This window comes from Lactobacillus sp. VURO6/B1 (VP7) (assembly GCF_058139575.1).
Window position 1 is genome coordinate 1 of the sequence record NZ_JBVOWJ010000003.1, and the last position, 14336, is coordinate 14336.

The window sequence follows — 14336 nt, forward strand, 5'->3', positions numbered from 1 at the left end:
TCCTTTTTTATGCAATAAAAAACCTATTAACAGCTTACCACATGGATAAGTCATCAACAGGATAAATTATAGAGCCAATAATTCTTCGAGGTTTTTATTATTCTATTGACTTGTTTTGAAGTTGAAACAGCTTAAAGGTGTAACTAGTTAAACCCGTAATTTTTACTTCATATTCGTGACCGATAACTAGTGGAACTGAGCCTGGATAGTAGGTAATAATAGTTTCAAAATTGCCATAGCCTGTATGACTATAATTACGTACATTTTCTGCTTGATAAGTTCTGCCAGTATCTTTATCAGTAATGGTAATTTTTGGTGTGCCTGCATAAATTTTATTAGAGAGATAAATTGACCAGGCGATATTATCACCTTGTAAAAGCTCAATGGGAAAGACGCCACTATTGGGATAAGTTACGGTTTCTCGACTGGGAGTACGAAAGACATCAGCAGGGTTAAAAACTTTTTGCACAGAATAGCGATAACCATTTTTGCCATAAGCTGCACCTGCGCCTGTCGTAGTTAAGCGCGTTGATAGGAGCCATGCACGGTGACCGGTGTCAGCACCGGTCAAGTTGTACCGATCAGTAATTAAGTCAGTGATAACTTCACCTGCAGTCTGGTCACTGGTATTAAAATTAAGATTGGCCTTGCTGGAAATGTTGCGGGCTAATTGCCAAGTAGTTTTATTAATTATTTTCGGTCTTTTTTCATAAGGTAAATTATGTTGATTGATCATCGGGTTAGCATCGAGAGCGGCTAAAACGGCAGCAGTTTTTTGCGCGGCAATATTATCTTGAAAATTTTCTTTAACAGGAGTCAAATTAAATAACTTTCTATAATAGTTTGTATATGCCAATTGACTGTTAAGATAGTCCGGCACAAGTGTGCCCGCCTTAAATTTAGTTTTAAACCGCGGCTTGTTTAAATAAAGGTTATTATGGTTATAAGTAGTGTTATCAAGTTGTGCATATTCCTGCTGCAAACGACTCACTTCCTTGATTTCACTTGGAGTAAGTTCTGCAGCGAAAACTTGCGTATTGCTAAAAGGAAAAATGAAAAGCAAACAGAAGAGGGCAGTGTAAAATTTTTTGATCATTTAAGATGCTCTCCTTTCTTTAGCCTAAATTATAAGGCAAAATAAAACTGAGTAGAATTTAATTTTTAAAATAATAATTATATTTAATAAATTAATTGAGTTTTTGGAAAAATTTAGTGAGGAAATGAAGATCTTGGCTAATAATGAAAAGATGCAGGCAGCACAAAACGTCAAAATTGCTCTGTTAAGCAAGTTGGACGATTGGGATGGGGTAACTGGACCAATAGATCAGGACTTGCGCCAAGTGGTAGTCCAGAAAACCAGCATTATTGACGGTTATACTTATGTTTTGCAACACGTAGCAGGAGACAACTTTGTTTATCGCGGTCAAAATGGTAATAGTGTCTCTTTTAATAAGCAAATTCTTGTTTTGCATTTAACCGGCACTGCTGCAGGTCATACTCAAACACTGGAGACAGCTGGAAGACCAGGGCAGTGGTTCGTTGGCACGAAGCCAAACGACTTAAATCCCACCTGGTCTACTTGGTCTAAACAAATTGCGCGCATCAAAATTCCACATTATTTTAAGATTGCGACTAATACCAAAATGCAACCAAGATTATCAAATTTAAATTATGCGGGGGCTGATTTAGGCATAGGCTGTGCAGGCAATCAATTTTCCCGCGTAGAAGCTGCAGTTTCACCAGATTTGCGTTATTTTCTGCTTGCATATGGTGATAACAACTATACTGGTTATTTTGCACTCTATTATTTAGCACAAATTAATAAGGCGCTTGATGAAGCTGCAACTGCAAGCAAATACGTTGATATCAGAACAATAAAAAGTATAGCCGCTTTTAAAATACCACAATTCTCTGGACGAGTCGGCTTAATTGGTTCGTTGCAAGGCTTTGCCATTGATAATAACCGCACAATCTATGTTTCCAGTCAATTTGCAGACGACAGGCTCGGTCAAAATAGAAAAATTGTTAAAATCCCTTGGGGAGCAGTTGATCCCGCTTTTTGGGAGTTGGTAAATTTAGCCAGTGAAAATAAACTGGAAATTCCGGGCTATTATACTGAGCTTGAGGGCATTCAACTAGTTGCAGCTAATGATCTTTACTTAACCGTAGCCTATCATCAGTCCTTTGATCCCACCGCTTTGGGCAAACATCCAACCAAAATCAATCAACTGTATGAAATAACTTGGGAATCGAATAGCAATTTTTAATATAGTGTAAATTTTTGCTTTATGATTTTGCTTTATACAAGACTTTTTGCTTATAATAAAAAATATTCCTAAAAAATTGTCTAATTTACAGTTCTTCGGGTTTTTCTTGCCGTATAATTAAAAGTTAGAAACAATGACTAAGAGGTAAAAATAATGACTAAGAAAACACAAGTTGGTTTAATTTTTGGTGGTAATTCATCTGAATACGAAGTCTCAATTATGTCTGGCCACAACATTTATAATGCGATCGATCAAAATAAGTTTGACGTCCATCCAATTTGGATTACCAATGATGGTTATTTAGCCAGTGAAGAGGACTCCTTTAAAGTCTTAAAGGATCCAAAATATACTATTGAGAATCCGCATGAAGTGGCCAACATTTCAAATTTAATTCAACTAAAGAATTTACCGGAAATTGATGTTTTCTTTCCGATTGTACACGGCAATTTAGGTGAAGACGGTTGTTTGCAAGGACTGTTCAGAATCTTAAACAAGCCTTTTGTTGGTGACGACGTGCTGGCTTCTGCCGTGACCATGGATAAGGAATTTACTAAAATTTTGGCACAGCGCGTTGGCGTGCCCGTAGCTGATTGGATAGCAATTAAGCGTTTTGAATATGAAGATGCCAATAATGCCAAACGTGATTATGACAAAGTGAGTGCTAAACTGGGCAGTGATCTTTTTGTTAAACCGTCTAATCAAGGCTCTTCAGTTGGGGTGCATCATGTGACTAATAAAGAAGAATTTGCTCAAGCTCTGGCTGATGCTTTTAGATATGATGATAAGGTCTTAATTGAAGAAACCATTCACGGTACAGAAGTTGAAACTGCTGTTTTAGGCAATGACAAACCGATCGTTTCCGGTGTAGGACAAATTATTAATGCGGCGGGTACTTTTTACAGTTATGAAAATAAATACGACGATGATTCCACCACTACTTTGCAAATCCCTGCCAAATTACCTCAAGAAATTGTAGATAAGGTAAGAGCAAACGCCTTAAAAGTTTATCAAGTCACAGAATGTAGTGGCTTAGCTCGGGTTGATTCCACTTTGCGTGAAAGTGATCAGCAGGTAATCTTAACGGAAGTTAATGCCTTGCCTGGGTTTACCAATATTAGTATGTATCCTAAACTTTTTGAAGAAGCAGGAATTTCTTATTCTGAACTAATTACTCGTTTAATTGTCAAGGCGCAGGAGCGTTTTGACCATAAGAAAAATTTGTTACACAAAATTGGTTAATTTGGTTGTGCTGGGGAGTATATCTAATGAACGAAGATAAGCATAATTTTGAAGAATTAACCGCGCCTTCTGCGACGGCTAAAAAATTACACATTAGTGTTGCCACTTTACGTAAATATTCTTTGATTGTAGAAAAGGTTACCGGTAAATCGGATTACTATGCACGGACTAAGCAAAATGCACGTTTATATAGCAAGCAGGATGTGCAAGACCTCCAAGACTTTCACAAATTAGCGCAAGATAATGGCTTGACTTTGCAAGAGGCTGCTCAACAAGTTTTTGCTGTTACTGATAAAAAAGACAGATCGCAGTATATGGATACCGGTAAAAAGCAGGAGGTAATGTCTACTTCTCAGATGGTGAAATTGCTGAATGCTTTGCAACAAACCATTGGTCAGCAGAATACTGCGCTAAGCGACCTGCAGAAACAGTTGAACCGGATTGAAAAGCAAAACGAACAATTGCTGAAAAAACAAAAAGAGATAGAAAAACCGCAAGCTAAAGCAGCTAATGCTGAAGAAGATTTTAGTGTTTTACCAGACATTTCAGGAATTGTTACCGATAACGGTGATGACATAACTGATGTGCAGGAAATGCCAGAAACAAAGCCTCTAACCGCGGCCGAAAAACGGGCTCAGGTAGCGCAGGATGAAGAAAAATCAAGTGAGCAGATGCATGAAGAAATTTTGGCCAAAGCTAAGGAAAATGCTGAAAAAAGTGCAAACGCTAATGCCCACCGCACGTTAGCAGATATGCAGATTGAACCGGAAAAAACACACTGGTGGCAGCGGTTCTTAGATATGTAGACACATAAAAAGCGACTTTTGGTTAAAAGTCGTTTTTATAATATTTAAATTTTACAAATTTAGCTTAAAATTAATGTCTAATAACTGTTTTTAAGTTACAGTAGGTAGGTATAAATCGATTGGAATGATTTGGTTGAAAAAAATTAAAAAGCGCTACTTATTTGCGGTATTAATAGCAGTTGTGGGGTTGATTTTAACCACCTGTACCTATTTTGCGACAGATATTTATTCTAAAAATGATGTAGCTGTGGTCACTGACAGTAAAATCAAGGATACTTTGGAAGAGAAAAGTACAGATGTTTACGGCAACAAGGATGAAACCAGAAAGCAGGTTCTTCATTTAAAAGTCCTGTCTGGTAAGTATAAAGGTCAAACCTACGAAACCACTAACATGTATTATCCATCACAGTTAGTTACCCAAAAGTTTCGTGCAGGTCAACGGCTATTTGTCACGGTCAAACATGGTGAACCGGTTATTCAGGATCCCAAACGAGACTGGGTTTTGGTTTTGGCAATGACAGTAATGTCCACGTTAATGGTTGCAGTTGCCGGTAAAAAGTCGTTTAGTTTAATTGCGTCAATGATACTCAGCTGGGTAATTTTCTACCTTGTGATTATGCTTGATATTAAACTAAATGGCTCTTATATCGTTCTACTCTTTGGCTTAGCTGATATTGTTTTTTCATTCTTTAGTTTATTGGTTGTTCAAGGCTTTAACCGCAAGATGCTGGCAACATGGTTGGCAACAATTCTAGGCACTTTCGTTTCTTTTGCACTGTGTTACTTGATTATGCGTCTGACAGGAGAATCGGAAATTAAATACGAAACAGGAGATTATGCGACGCAGGATCCTCGTGGCATCTTTTTAGCACAAACTTTACTGGGTATTTTAGGAGCAGTAATGGATGAGGCCACCGATATTATTTCTAGTCTTTACGAATTGATTCAAACTAAGGCTGATTTAACAGCCAAGCAGTTAATTCACAGCGGGCGCACAATGGGACAGGAAATCATGGGACCACTGATTAACGTTTTGGTATTAATCTTTATGTCAGAAGAATTGCCTATGACGATTATCTATTTGCGGGATAACAACAGCTTGCGTTCCACTTTCGGCTTCACTCTTTCCCTAGGCGTCACACAAAGCATCATTTCCGCAATTGGCATTGTTTTGACGGTAGTCTTTGCCACGGGGTGCAGTCTGCTGTTTTTAGAAGAAAAAAAGCGGAAAGCGGGGATTAGAAAATGAGTACCTTAACTGCTTTACTAATTGTGCTTGCAATCTTGATGACTGTTGTTGGCGGTGAAACAGGGATTCGCAGCTTCTTTAGTGTTTTAATCAATACTTTCTTATTAATTTTAGTGGCCATTCTGATTTCCTGGGGGATTAATATTCCACTTCTGATTTTAATTTTTGTCCCGTTAAAACTGGTAACCATTATTTTCTTAGGAACGCATGATTATCAAGTTGCTAAAAACTCTTTTTATTCTTCACTAATTGTGTGTCTGGCAACTAGTATAATAATTCTGGGTTTTGAATGGTTGGCGCAAGCTGCAGGCCTTGGACCCGAAGCAGGTGAAATTTTGGTAGGATTGTCACAAATGCCGGGGTTAAGCTATCCTTTAATTGCAGTTGCGGTAGCTATCTTTTCAACGCTGGGTGCTGTAGCCGAATCCGCTGTTGCTATGAGTTCAGGACTTTTAGAAATTAAAAAGCATAATCCAGATATATCATATGAAGAGCTCAAGGCCAGTGGTGCTAAAATCGGCAACGATGTTCTGGGGACAGCTATGAATACCATTTTATTTGGGATGTTCGGCAGCTTTCTTTCGTTATTCTTATGGTACATTCGTTTGAATTATACGTTAGGTGAGGTATTAAACGAAAAAATGTTTGTCAATGAGGCTTTGATTATAATGTACTCTCTAATTGGTGTATTATTAACAGTACCATTAGCAACAACATTTTTAGCAAAAAACATGGTAAAAGTGGGGAAAGAAAATGAAAGTAAATGATTTAACGTTAACTAATTTTAACCAGCGCAAGTTCAACCTGCACACTTACACATTGGGTTCAATTGGTGAATTGGTAACTCCAAAGCACCCTTTGGCAATAGTAGTTCCAGGTGGCAGTTTTGACCATTTGTCTAAAAGAGAGGGAGAGCCGGTTGCCTTGGCTTTCAATAATTGCGGCTTTAACAGCGTGGTCATGGAATACAACCTCGTGCAAGACGAAGGTGACATTTATCCAGATGCCGGGCTTGATGTCTTAAGCACTGTTAAATACTTTCGTGAGCATGCACAAGACTATCAGATTGATCCAGATAAAATAGTCACAATCGGCTTTTCTGCTGGTGGTCACGTTGCCAGTTTTGCCAACAGTATAGCTAACTCTGCAAAATATCAAAAAGAGTTTGGTTTTAAGAGTGCGGAAGTTCTGCCTAATAAGACTATTTTGGGTTATCCCTTAATTAATCTGACTAAAATTGGCTTTGATATTCCAGAAGATGAACAAGATAAAGTACCCCAAGATGAATTTATTAAGGATAGTTCATTAGGTGTAACTGCAAATACTCCAGCAACTTTTATCTTCCATGCCTGGGATGATCCAGTTGTGCTAGTAACCAATACGTTTGAATACGTGGAAGCCTTGCATAATAAGAAGGTCCCCTGTGAAGCCCATATATTCAATCGTGGTGGTCACGGCTTTTCCCTAGCTCGCAAGGACATGGTGGTTAAGGGTAGAGAATGGCAAGAGAATCCACACGCTGCCCACTGGTTCGAACTGGCACAGGAATGGCTGGCAAGTGAATGGCAATAAAAGGGGTACAGATGCTGTACTCCTTTTTGTTCGGGTTTTAGAAGATTTGATTATAAAATTATAATAATATTCATATTAGAAACAAAAAATTTAAATTATTTTAAGCAAAGGCCTTGCATTTATTTTTAAAGGGTATATAATGCTGGTATTTAAATCGAAAGAAAGGACATGATTTTTTGAAGTTAACGAAAATAAAAATTTTAACGGCAGTTAATGGCTTACTAACCCTAAGCAGTCTAATCATGTTATTCTTTGGATTATGCAATCAAGTTAATGAGTCAAAGAATCTGCTAGAAGAGGAACAGACAATTTCGCTGAACGATAATAATATGATTATTTTGGCAGCTGTAGTTGCTTTGATGGTCTTCGGCTATGCATTCTTTGCTACTTGGTTAAAAGGTGAACCCGCAAAGGCTCATTTATTAAGACACAGAGCGTAAGATGATTAGAAAAGCTGGACTGCACTTCAATGGTTGAAGTACAGTCCAGCTTTTTTGTGTTTAGAATAATTCAGTTTTGCTAATCTGATACTTTAAATATTCAGTTGCTTGTTTAATCGAAGATATTTATGATAAACATAAGTATTTGCACAATTAAGAACAAAGAAAAGGAAAATAATTAATGTGTCAGATAGAAGATGAAGTTTACGATCCGTTTTTACCTACTTTACTACTTTCTTTGCATGAGGAGTATGTCAAAGAAATTTTAACGGGTCAAAAAATAATTGAATATCGCAAGAGATTTTTTAAAGATAGTTTTCAAGCCTTTGTTTATACAACAGGCAATAATGGCGGAATTCAGTTATTTATCAAATGCGCACCTTTGATTCGCAACAATGCGAAGGCATTAGCTCAGATAGGCCGGGAAATTCAAAATGACAATTATGACGAAATTTATGACTATTTTATGCCTAAAGATGATGGTTGTATTATTCCAATTTTAAAATCTTGTGCTGTTAAAAAGGTTTCACTTAACCAGTTGCGCACTGTTTTGCCCCAGATTGTTATTCCGCAAAGCTACCTGTTTTTAGACCGGCCTGATAAAAAAGTCTTGCTCGACTTTTTATTAAGGCAAGAATATGATGATTTAATTGTTAACGAGTGGGATGAACGCTTTGCAAAAATTAAGAAAATAGTGGCAAGTAACAAATAAGAGCTGGAAATTTTTATTATTGGGTTACAGTGTGGCAAATAAAATGAAAAATAAAGAGATTTCACTAAATACAAAAAGAGAATTTGCGCGGGCATTAAAGAAGTTGCTCAAAAAAGAGCCTTTAAATAAAATTACTGTTTGTGAATTACTTACTTTAACTAATAAAAGTAGACCTACTTTTTATTATCACTTTAGGGATGTACCTGATTTAATCAAGTGGACTGTCCAAGATGAGATAATTAATTTATTAGAGCAGTCAAAAGGTTATGAAAAATGGTACGACGATTTATATCAAATTTTTCAATATTTTGCTGTTAATCCAACCTTGGGCAGAGCAATTTATGAAAATCTGGATATTAAACAATTTAATGCAATTTTCAGGGAACCACAAAATCGTATACTTCTTGGCTATATTGATGAAGTAATCAGCAAAGAAAAATTACATGTAAGTCAGAAAGACCGTGACTTTATAGCCCATTTCTTTACTGGTGGATTTACAGAAATAATTATTGACTGGCTTAATAATGGACAAAAAGAGACTCCAGAGGAAATGAGAGATATGTTTCGCAGAACGCAAAAAGATGTAATAGTTCATTGTTTAAAGATGGCTGATCAAAGTCATAAAAGCTAATTTGCCTAATAGATATGCGAAATTGTTAAATATCTAACAAACTGTGAATATTATATATTTTTATTTATACCGTAAGCGCTTAATATTGATGATGTAAGTAAGTTAGTTCAGTATTGAACAATTAAATAGAAAGGCTTGCAAATGAAAGAATTTAAAGGCAAAGTTGCATTAATTACTGGTGCAGCGCACGGATTTGGACGAGCACTGTCATTAGAAGCAGCAAAAAGAGGGATGAAACTTGCTATTGCTGATATAGATGATGAAGCACTGAGCAATACAAAAACTGATATTAAAGATTTAGGCGCGGATGTTATTAGTATTCCAACTGATGTAACCGATGAAGATGAAGTTGACGCCATGGTCAAAAAGACAGTAGCTGAATATCATGAAATTGATTTATTGATTAATTCAGCTGGGATTGCGGTACCTGGTGGTATTTGTGAACTTCCTACCCGTGATTGGGAATGGATTTTGCATGCTGACTTAATGAGTCAGGTTTGGGCATTAAAGCGTGTAATACCAATTATGCGTAAACAAAAAGATCATTGTGACATTATAAACGTTGCATCAATTGCTGGACTGGTTGCCAGTCCTTCAATGCCATCATACTTTGCTTCTAAGTTTGCGTCTGTGGGACTGACTGAGGCAGTCGAATATGATATGCAGGTTGCAAAAGCCAACATTAGCATGCACGTCTTTTGTCCTGCGTTTGTCCAGACAGACTTATATCATACGGAAAATCATAGGCCAGCTAAATACACTGATAAGAATGATCCTTACTATTCAAGTGAAGCATTTAAGGAAGGTCAAGAACGTGCTAAACAAGATATTGTGACGGGCATGCCAATAGATAAAATACCTGGAATTGTGTTCAAGGCATTAGAAGAAAATAAATTCTATATCTTGACTCACACAGGACTTAATCCAATTATTGTTTCTCGTGCAGAAAATATTCCCAGCGGTAAAGGTCCAGATTTGAAGACCTTGGCACCATTCTTGTCAAAGACTCATAATGAAGAAAATTAAATCTTTTTATTTTCACATCTAAATTCATACAAAAAACAGCTTAACTAATTGTTAAGCTGTTTTTTTGTAATGGGATATTTGTATTAAAGAGTATTTTCTAATACCAGTGATGTGTTAGCCAAAAGTTCTTGGCGTTAACCCATGAACCATAACGACCGTAAACATATGTGTCAGCGGTTCTTTCTTGGTTCTTTTTAGAGTAATTACCGTTTAGGTAAGCAATGTTAAGTTGGTATTTACCATAACAAACACCGTTGCGTGCGTAGTAATTACCGCCAGATTCACGCATGGCAATCCATCTTTTAGCTGCACGTTCAGCTTTTGACTTCTTACGAGCGGCTTGTACTGTTTGTGTAGATGAGCCGGTGTTAGTTGTTTCTACCGCAGTGACAAAGCTGAATGAAAGCGCCAGTGCTGTAATTAACTTAAGTATTAAACTTTTACTGTTCTTCAATATATTTCAATCCCCACAATTAACTATATTAATTCTATGGATAATCATACACAGTCAATGTGTCATTGTTGTTACAGAAAGAACACGCAACTCTTACAATATTTTTTAAAAATTTAATAATTTTTCCACTATTGAAAAATAAAAGCAGCCTAACTATAGTAGTAGTCTGCTTTATTTAAATTTTACTTTTTTACAACATTGACGGCGCGAATGTATAGGTTCTTGATAATACGGTAGTATTTTTTACCTTTAATGTGGTAAATCTTGCGGTTAATTTGAATGATAATACCTTTAGTGAGTTTTTTATCGGATACACGTTTACCATTGTGGTCATAACAATAAGAGGACTTAAGTAATCTTACTTTACGAGTTTTTACTTTGTGTTTTACAAGATTAGTTATAGTTTTCGATTTTTTCTTATTTTTAGATGACTTATTTGTATTTGTATTTGAATTAGAAATACTATATTTATTGTAACCGACTAAATGGCCAGTTTTTTTGAATTGTGCAATAGCTTTAGTAATATCTTGTGTTAACTTATCTACACTTTCTTGAGTAACTCCCATTGCTGTAGCCGCAAAATAGCGGTTAGTTAATGTAGTACGAATTTTATAATCCTTTTTTGTATTATTTTTTTTAACTGTTGTATCCAAATTGTTATATGCAGCATGTAATTTGTCGGTATTAGCATAAGGTACATCAGGCTTGCTGCTATCTACAGGGTGAAAATCACCAGAAGCCAGATCAGTCATATCAGATGAGCTTTCAACAATATCAATACCAAAGCTGTCTAAATCTGGGTCAGGAAATGTTTGCCAATCTTCATAATTGACATAAGTTTCTGCAATTTCACCACCACCAAATTGTGTAATACCTACTGGGGAAGGAGTGATGCTTAATGATAATAAAAAGGCTCGCCCAGGATAGGAAAGTTTAGTAGGTTTCTTCAGAGTACCCATGTACCGTGCAACTTGTGTACCAGCAGGATAAACTATGCCAGATGGTCCCTTGAGAGCATATTTTAACGTTCCATATTGAATCCAATTATTATAGCCTTTGTGGTTAGTTGTAGCATTAATAATGTGGACAGTGTTATTAATGATAACAGTTACACTAACTGTAGTTATAGTCACACCGCAAAGAGCAATTGCTAATTTGGGGAATAATTTATTCTTTTTCATTCTTTACTCCTTATAACAAAAAATTAATTGTTTCACAGGCAGAAAGGCATCTAACCGAACTGAGAGTAAACTGCTATCTTTTTCTATCAGTCTACTACACGAAAGTACCGTAATGGTAATTATTATGTGAAAAGCAAGTCCTAGCTGCAATTAAATTTTAATGTTATTTCCATATATGTCTGTTAAAATTGATAGTAACTATTATTTTAGGAGGTAAATATGGCTGCTAAACATTTTTATGAAACTTTTCACCCTGAACACTATGACTTGTTCATAGACATTAATCGGGCACAGAAAACTATTAACGGTACTTCAACAATTACAGGTGAGGCACTTGAAAATACTATTTTAATTAATCAGAAGTATATGAAAATTGCTTCTGTCACCAGTGAGGGCAAGGATGTGCCGTTCACTGTCAATGAGGACAAAGAAGCTATTGCTATTGAACTGGGTCAAACCGGTAAAGTTACAGTTGAGATTAAGTATTCGGCACCGCTGACTGATTCTATGATGGGAATTTATCCGTCATACTATCAAGTTGATGGTGTGCAAAAACAGATTATCGGTACTCAATTTGAAACAACAGCTGCGCGTCAGGCTTTTCCATGTGTTGATGAACCAGAAGCCAAAGCTACTTTTTCTTTAGCACTTAAGTATGATGAGCATGAAGGTGAAACTACGATTGCCAACATGCCGGAAGTTAAAGTTGAAGATGGCGTGCACTACTTCGAGCAAACCGTTAGAATGTCCAGCTACTTGATTGCCTTTGCTTTTGGTGAATTACAATCAAAGCTTACCGAAACCAAAGACGGTGTTAAAGTAGGAGTTTTTGCGACTAAAGCACATCAAGCAAAGGAATTAGACTTTGCCTTGGATATCGCAAAACGGGCAATTGAATTTTACGAAGAATTTTACCAAACCAAGTACCCGCTGCCACATTCTTGGCAATTAGCGCTGCCGGACTTTTCTGCTGGAGCAATGGAAAACTGGGGCTTAGTCACATACCGTGAAGTCGCAATTTTGCTTGACCCTGATAATGCTACTCCTTATCAAAAAGCATATGTAGCAACTGTTATCACTCACGAATTAGCGCACCAATGGTTTGGTGATTTGGTTACTATGAAGTGGTGGGACGACTTATGGCTCAATGAAAGTTTTGCCAACATGATGGAATATGTTTCAGTTGATGCTTTGGAGCCAAGCTGGCATGTTTGGGATAATCTTTACCAAATTTCGGAAGTACCAGCAGCTTTAAAACGTGATGCCACTGATGGTGTCCAATCCGTTCACGTTGATGTGGAACATCCAGCTGATATTGATTCGATTTTTGATAGTGCAATTGTTTACGCTAAAGGTTCAAGGATGCTGGTTATGGTACGGGCACTCTTAGGAGACGATGCTTTGCGTAAGGGACTTAAGTATTACTTTGAGCAGCACCAATATGGCAACGCTACGGGTGATGACTTATGGAATGCTCTTTCGACTGCCACTGATTTGGATATTGGCAAGATCATGCATACTTGGCTTGACCAACCCGGTTACCCTGTAGTTTCCGCAAAAGTGAATGAGAATGGTCACTTAATTTTGAGTCAAAAACAATTCTTCGTCGGTGAAGGCAAAGAAGTTGGACGCAAGTGGGCTATTCCTTTGAACGCAAACTTTAAGGCACCGCAGATTATGTCTGAACAAGAACTGGATCTGGGAGATTACCAAGAATTACGCAGTGCAGCTGGTCACGCTTTGCGTGTAAACGTAGGCAATAGTTCACACTTCATTGTCAATTATGATGAAACCTTGATGAACGATATTATGGCTGAATTTGATCAGCTTAAACCGGTAGATCAATTACAATTACTGCAAGATTTGGGACTTTTAGCAGAAGGCAAGCAAATCTTATACGCTGAAATTGTACCGTTGCTGCCGAAATTTGCGGATTCTAAATCATACATTGTCATTAGTGCCTTGTTATCTAGTATCCGTTCATTATTTAAATTTGTTACACCTGATTCAGCTCAAGAAAAAGACTTGAAGGCATTTGTTAATAAATTAGCCCAAAAGCAAGTTGAACGTTTAGGCTGGCAAGCAAAGGATTCTGATACAGATGATGATAAGAGAATTAGACCATTGGAAATTTCTTTAGCCTTATATGCCGAAAATCCTGCTGTGATAAAAGATGGTCACCAAATTTTTGTTGAGCACGATCAAAACTTAAACGAAATTGATGCTTCAGTTCGGCCGTATGTTTTAATGAATGAAGTTAGGAATCATAATAAACCAGGTTTAGTTGATCGTTTGCTGAAAGAATATCAAGCTGCCATCGATCCTAACTATAAGGACGATCTTACTGATGGTATTACCAACACCAAGAATCCATCTGAAATCAAGAAACTGATTGAGAATTTTGAGAATGCTGCAATCGTTAAGCCTCAAGATTTGCGTTCTTGGTTTGCAAATGTCTTAGCCAATCCAAAAGGCGAACAATTTGCTTGGGACTGGTTACGGGATCAATGGTCATGGCTGGAAAAGACAGTCGGTGGTGATATGGAATTTACCACTTATATTACTGTGGCTTCAAACATTTTCCATACTGAAAAGAGACTGGAAGAATTCAAAGAATTCTTTGAGCCAAAGGTTGATCAGCCGGGTCTTGGTCGTGAGATCAGAATGGATACCAAGAATATCGAGTCCAAGGTTGACGTAATTAATGCTGAAAAGGATGCTGTCAATCAGGCTGTTAAGGAAGCTTTATAAGTAAAAAT

At 36.9% G+C, this 14336-nt stretch carries 14 protein-coding genes; 11 read left to right on the forward strand and 3 right to left on the reverse strand.

The features are described 5' to 3' along the window. Positions 1–97: 97 nt before the first annotated feature. Positions 98–1096, reverse strand: coding sequence for a CAP domain-containing protein (locus ACZ2M0_RS02210; protein ID WP_490058358.1), 999 nt, complete (start codon positions 1094–1096; stop codon positions 98–100). A 133-nt stretch (positions 1097–1229) separates the two neighbouring features. Between ACZ2M0_RS02210 and ACZ2M0_RS02215 the strand changes: the two genes are divergently transcribed. From ACZ2M0_RS02215 to ACZ2M0_RS02260, 10 genes are all read left to right on the forward strand, one after another. After that, positions 1230–2267 (forward strand): helveticin J family class III bacteriocin, encoded by a 1038-nt coding sequence (locus ACZ2M0_RS02215; protein ID WP_490058359.1) that lies wholly within the window; start codon positions 1230–1232, stop codon positions 2265–2267. Positions 2268–2420: 153 nt separating this feature from the next. Continuing rightward, positions 2421–3506 carry a D-alanine--D-alanine ligase family protein gene (locus ACZ2M0_RS02220; RefSeq protein ID WP_490058360.1) on the forward strand — a complete coding sequence of 362 codons (1086 nt, stop codon included), beginning with the start codon at positions 2421–2423 and terminating at the stop codon, positions 3504–3506. A gap of 26 nt (positions 3507–3532) precedes the next feature. Beyond that, positions 3533–4312 carry a transcriptional regulator gene (locus ACZ2M0_RS02225; protein ID WP_490058361.1) on the forward strand — a complete coding sequence of 260 codons (780 nt, stop codon included), beginning with the start codon at positions 3533–3535 and terminating at the stop codon, positions 4310–4312. Between the two features lie 124 nt (positions 4313–4436). Next, positions 4437–5561, forward strand: a complete 1125-nt coding sequence (locus ACZ2M0_RS02230) for a YibE/F family protein (RefSeq protein ID WP_490058362.1) — start codon at positions 4437–4439, stop codon at positions 5559–5561. After that, positions 5558–6328 carry a YibE/F family protein gene (locus ACZ2M0_RS02235; RefSeq protein ID WP_490058363.1) on the forward strand — a complete coding sequence of 257 codons (771 nt, stop codon included), beginning with the start codon at positions 5558–5560 and terminating at the stop codon, positions 6326–6328. The genes ACZ2M0_RS02230 and ACZ2M0_RS02235 overlap by 4 nt, the downstream gene beginning before the upstream one ends. Further along, positions 6315–7133, forward strand: coding sequence for an alpha/beta hydrolase (locus tag ACZ2M0_RS02240; protein ID WP_490058364.1), 819 nt, complete (start codon positions 6315–6317; stop codon positions 7131–7133). Before ACZ2M0_RS02235 ends, ACZ2M0_RS02240 begins: the two co-directional genes overlap by 14 nt. A 176-nt stretch (positions 7134–7309) precedes the next feature. Further along, positions 7310–7573 carry a hypothetical protein gene (locus ACZ2M0_RS02245; protein ID WP_045927426.1) on the forward strand — a complete coding sequence of 88 codons (264 nt, stop codon included), beginning with the start codon at positions 7310–7312 and terminating at the stop codon, positions 7571–7573. Between the two features lie 181 nt (positions 7574–7754). Then, the gene (locus ACZ2M0_RS02250; RefSeq protein ID WP_490058365.1) at positions 7755–8285 is read left to right on the forward strand and encodes a hypothetical protein; all 531 of its coding nucleotides are present in this window, start codon (positions 7755–7757) and stop codon (positions 8283–8285) included. A 43-nt stretch (positions 8286–8328) separates the two neighbouring features. Continuing rightward, positions 8329–8916 carry a TetR-like C-terminal domain-containing protein gene (locus ACZ2M0_RS02255; protein WP_198213570.1) on the forward strand — a complete coding sequence of 196 codons (588 nt, stop codon included), beginning with the start codon at positions 8329–8331 and terminating at the stop codon, positions 8914–8916. Between the two features lie 141 nt (positions 8917–9057). After that, on the forward strand, positions 9058–9942 hold the full coding sequence (locus tag ACZ2M0_RS02260) for an SDR family NAD(P)-dependent oxidoreductase (protein WP_490058366.1): 885 nt from the start codon (positions 9058–9060) through the stop codon (positions 9940–9942). A 97-nt stretch (positions 9943–10039) separates the two neighbouring features. On the opposite strand, the gene ACZ2M0_RS02265 is transcribed toward ACZ2M0_RS02260, so the two are convergent. Next, on the reverse strand, positions 10040–10399 hold the full coding sequence (locus ACZ2M0_RS02265; protein WP_490058466.1) for an aggregation-promoting factor C-terminal-like domain-containing protein: 360 nt from the start codon (positions 10397–10399) through the stop codon (positions 10040–10042). A gap of 179 nt (positions 10400–10578) precedes the next feature. Continuing rightward, positions 10579–11577: an SLAP domain-containing protein gene (locus ACZ2M0_RS02270; RefSeq protein WP_490058367.1), complete on the reverse strand. Its 999-nt coding sequence runs from the start codon at positions 11575–11577 to the stop codon at positions 10579–10581. Between the two features lie 219 nt (positions 11578–11796). On the opposite strand from ACZ2M0_RS02270, the gene ACZ2M0_RS02275 reads away from it, so the two are divergent. Continuing rightward, positions 11797–14328, forward strand: a complete 2532-nt coding sequence (locus tag ACZ2M0_RS02275; protein ID WP_490058368.1) for a M1 family metallopeptidase — start codon at positions 11797–11799, stop codon at positions 14326–14328. Positions 14329–14336: the final 8 nt, after the last annotated feature.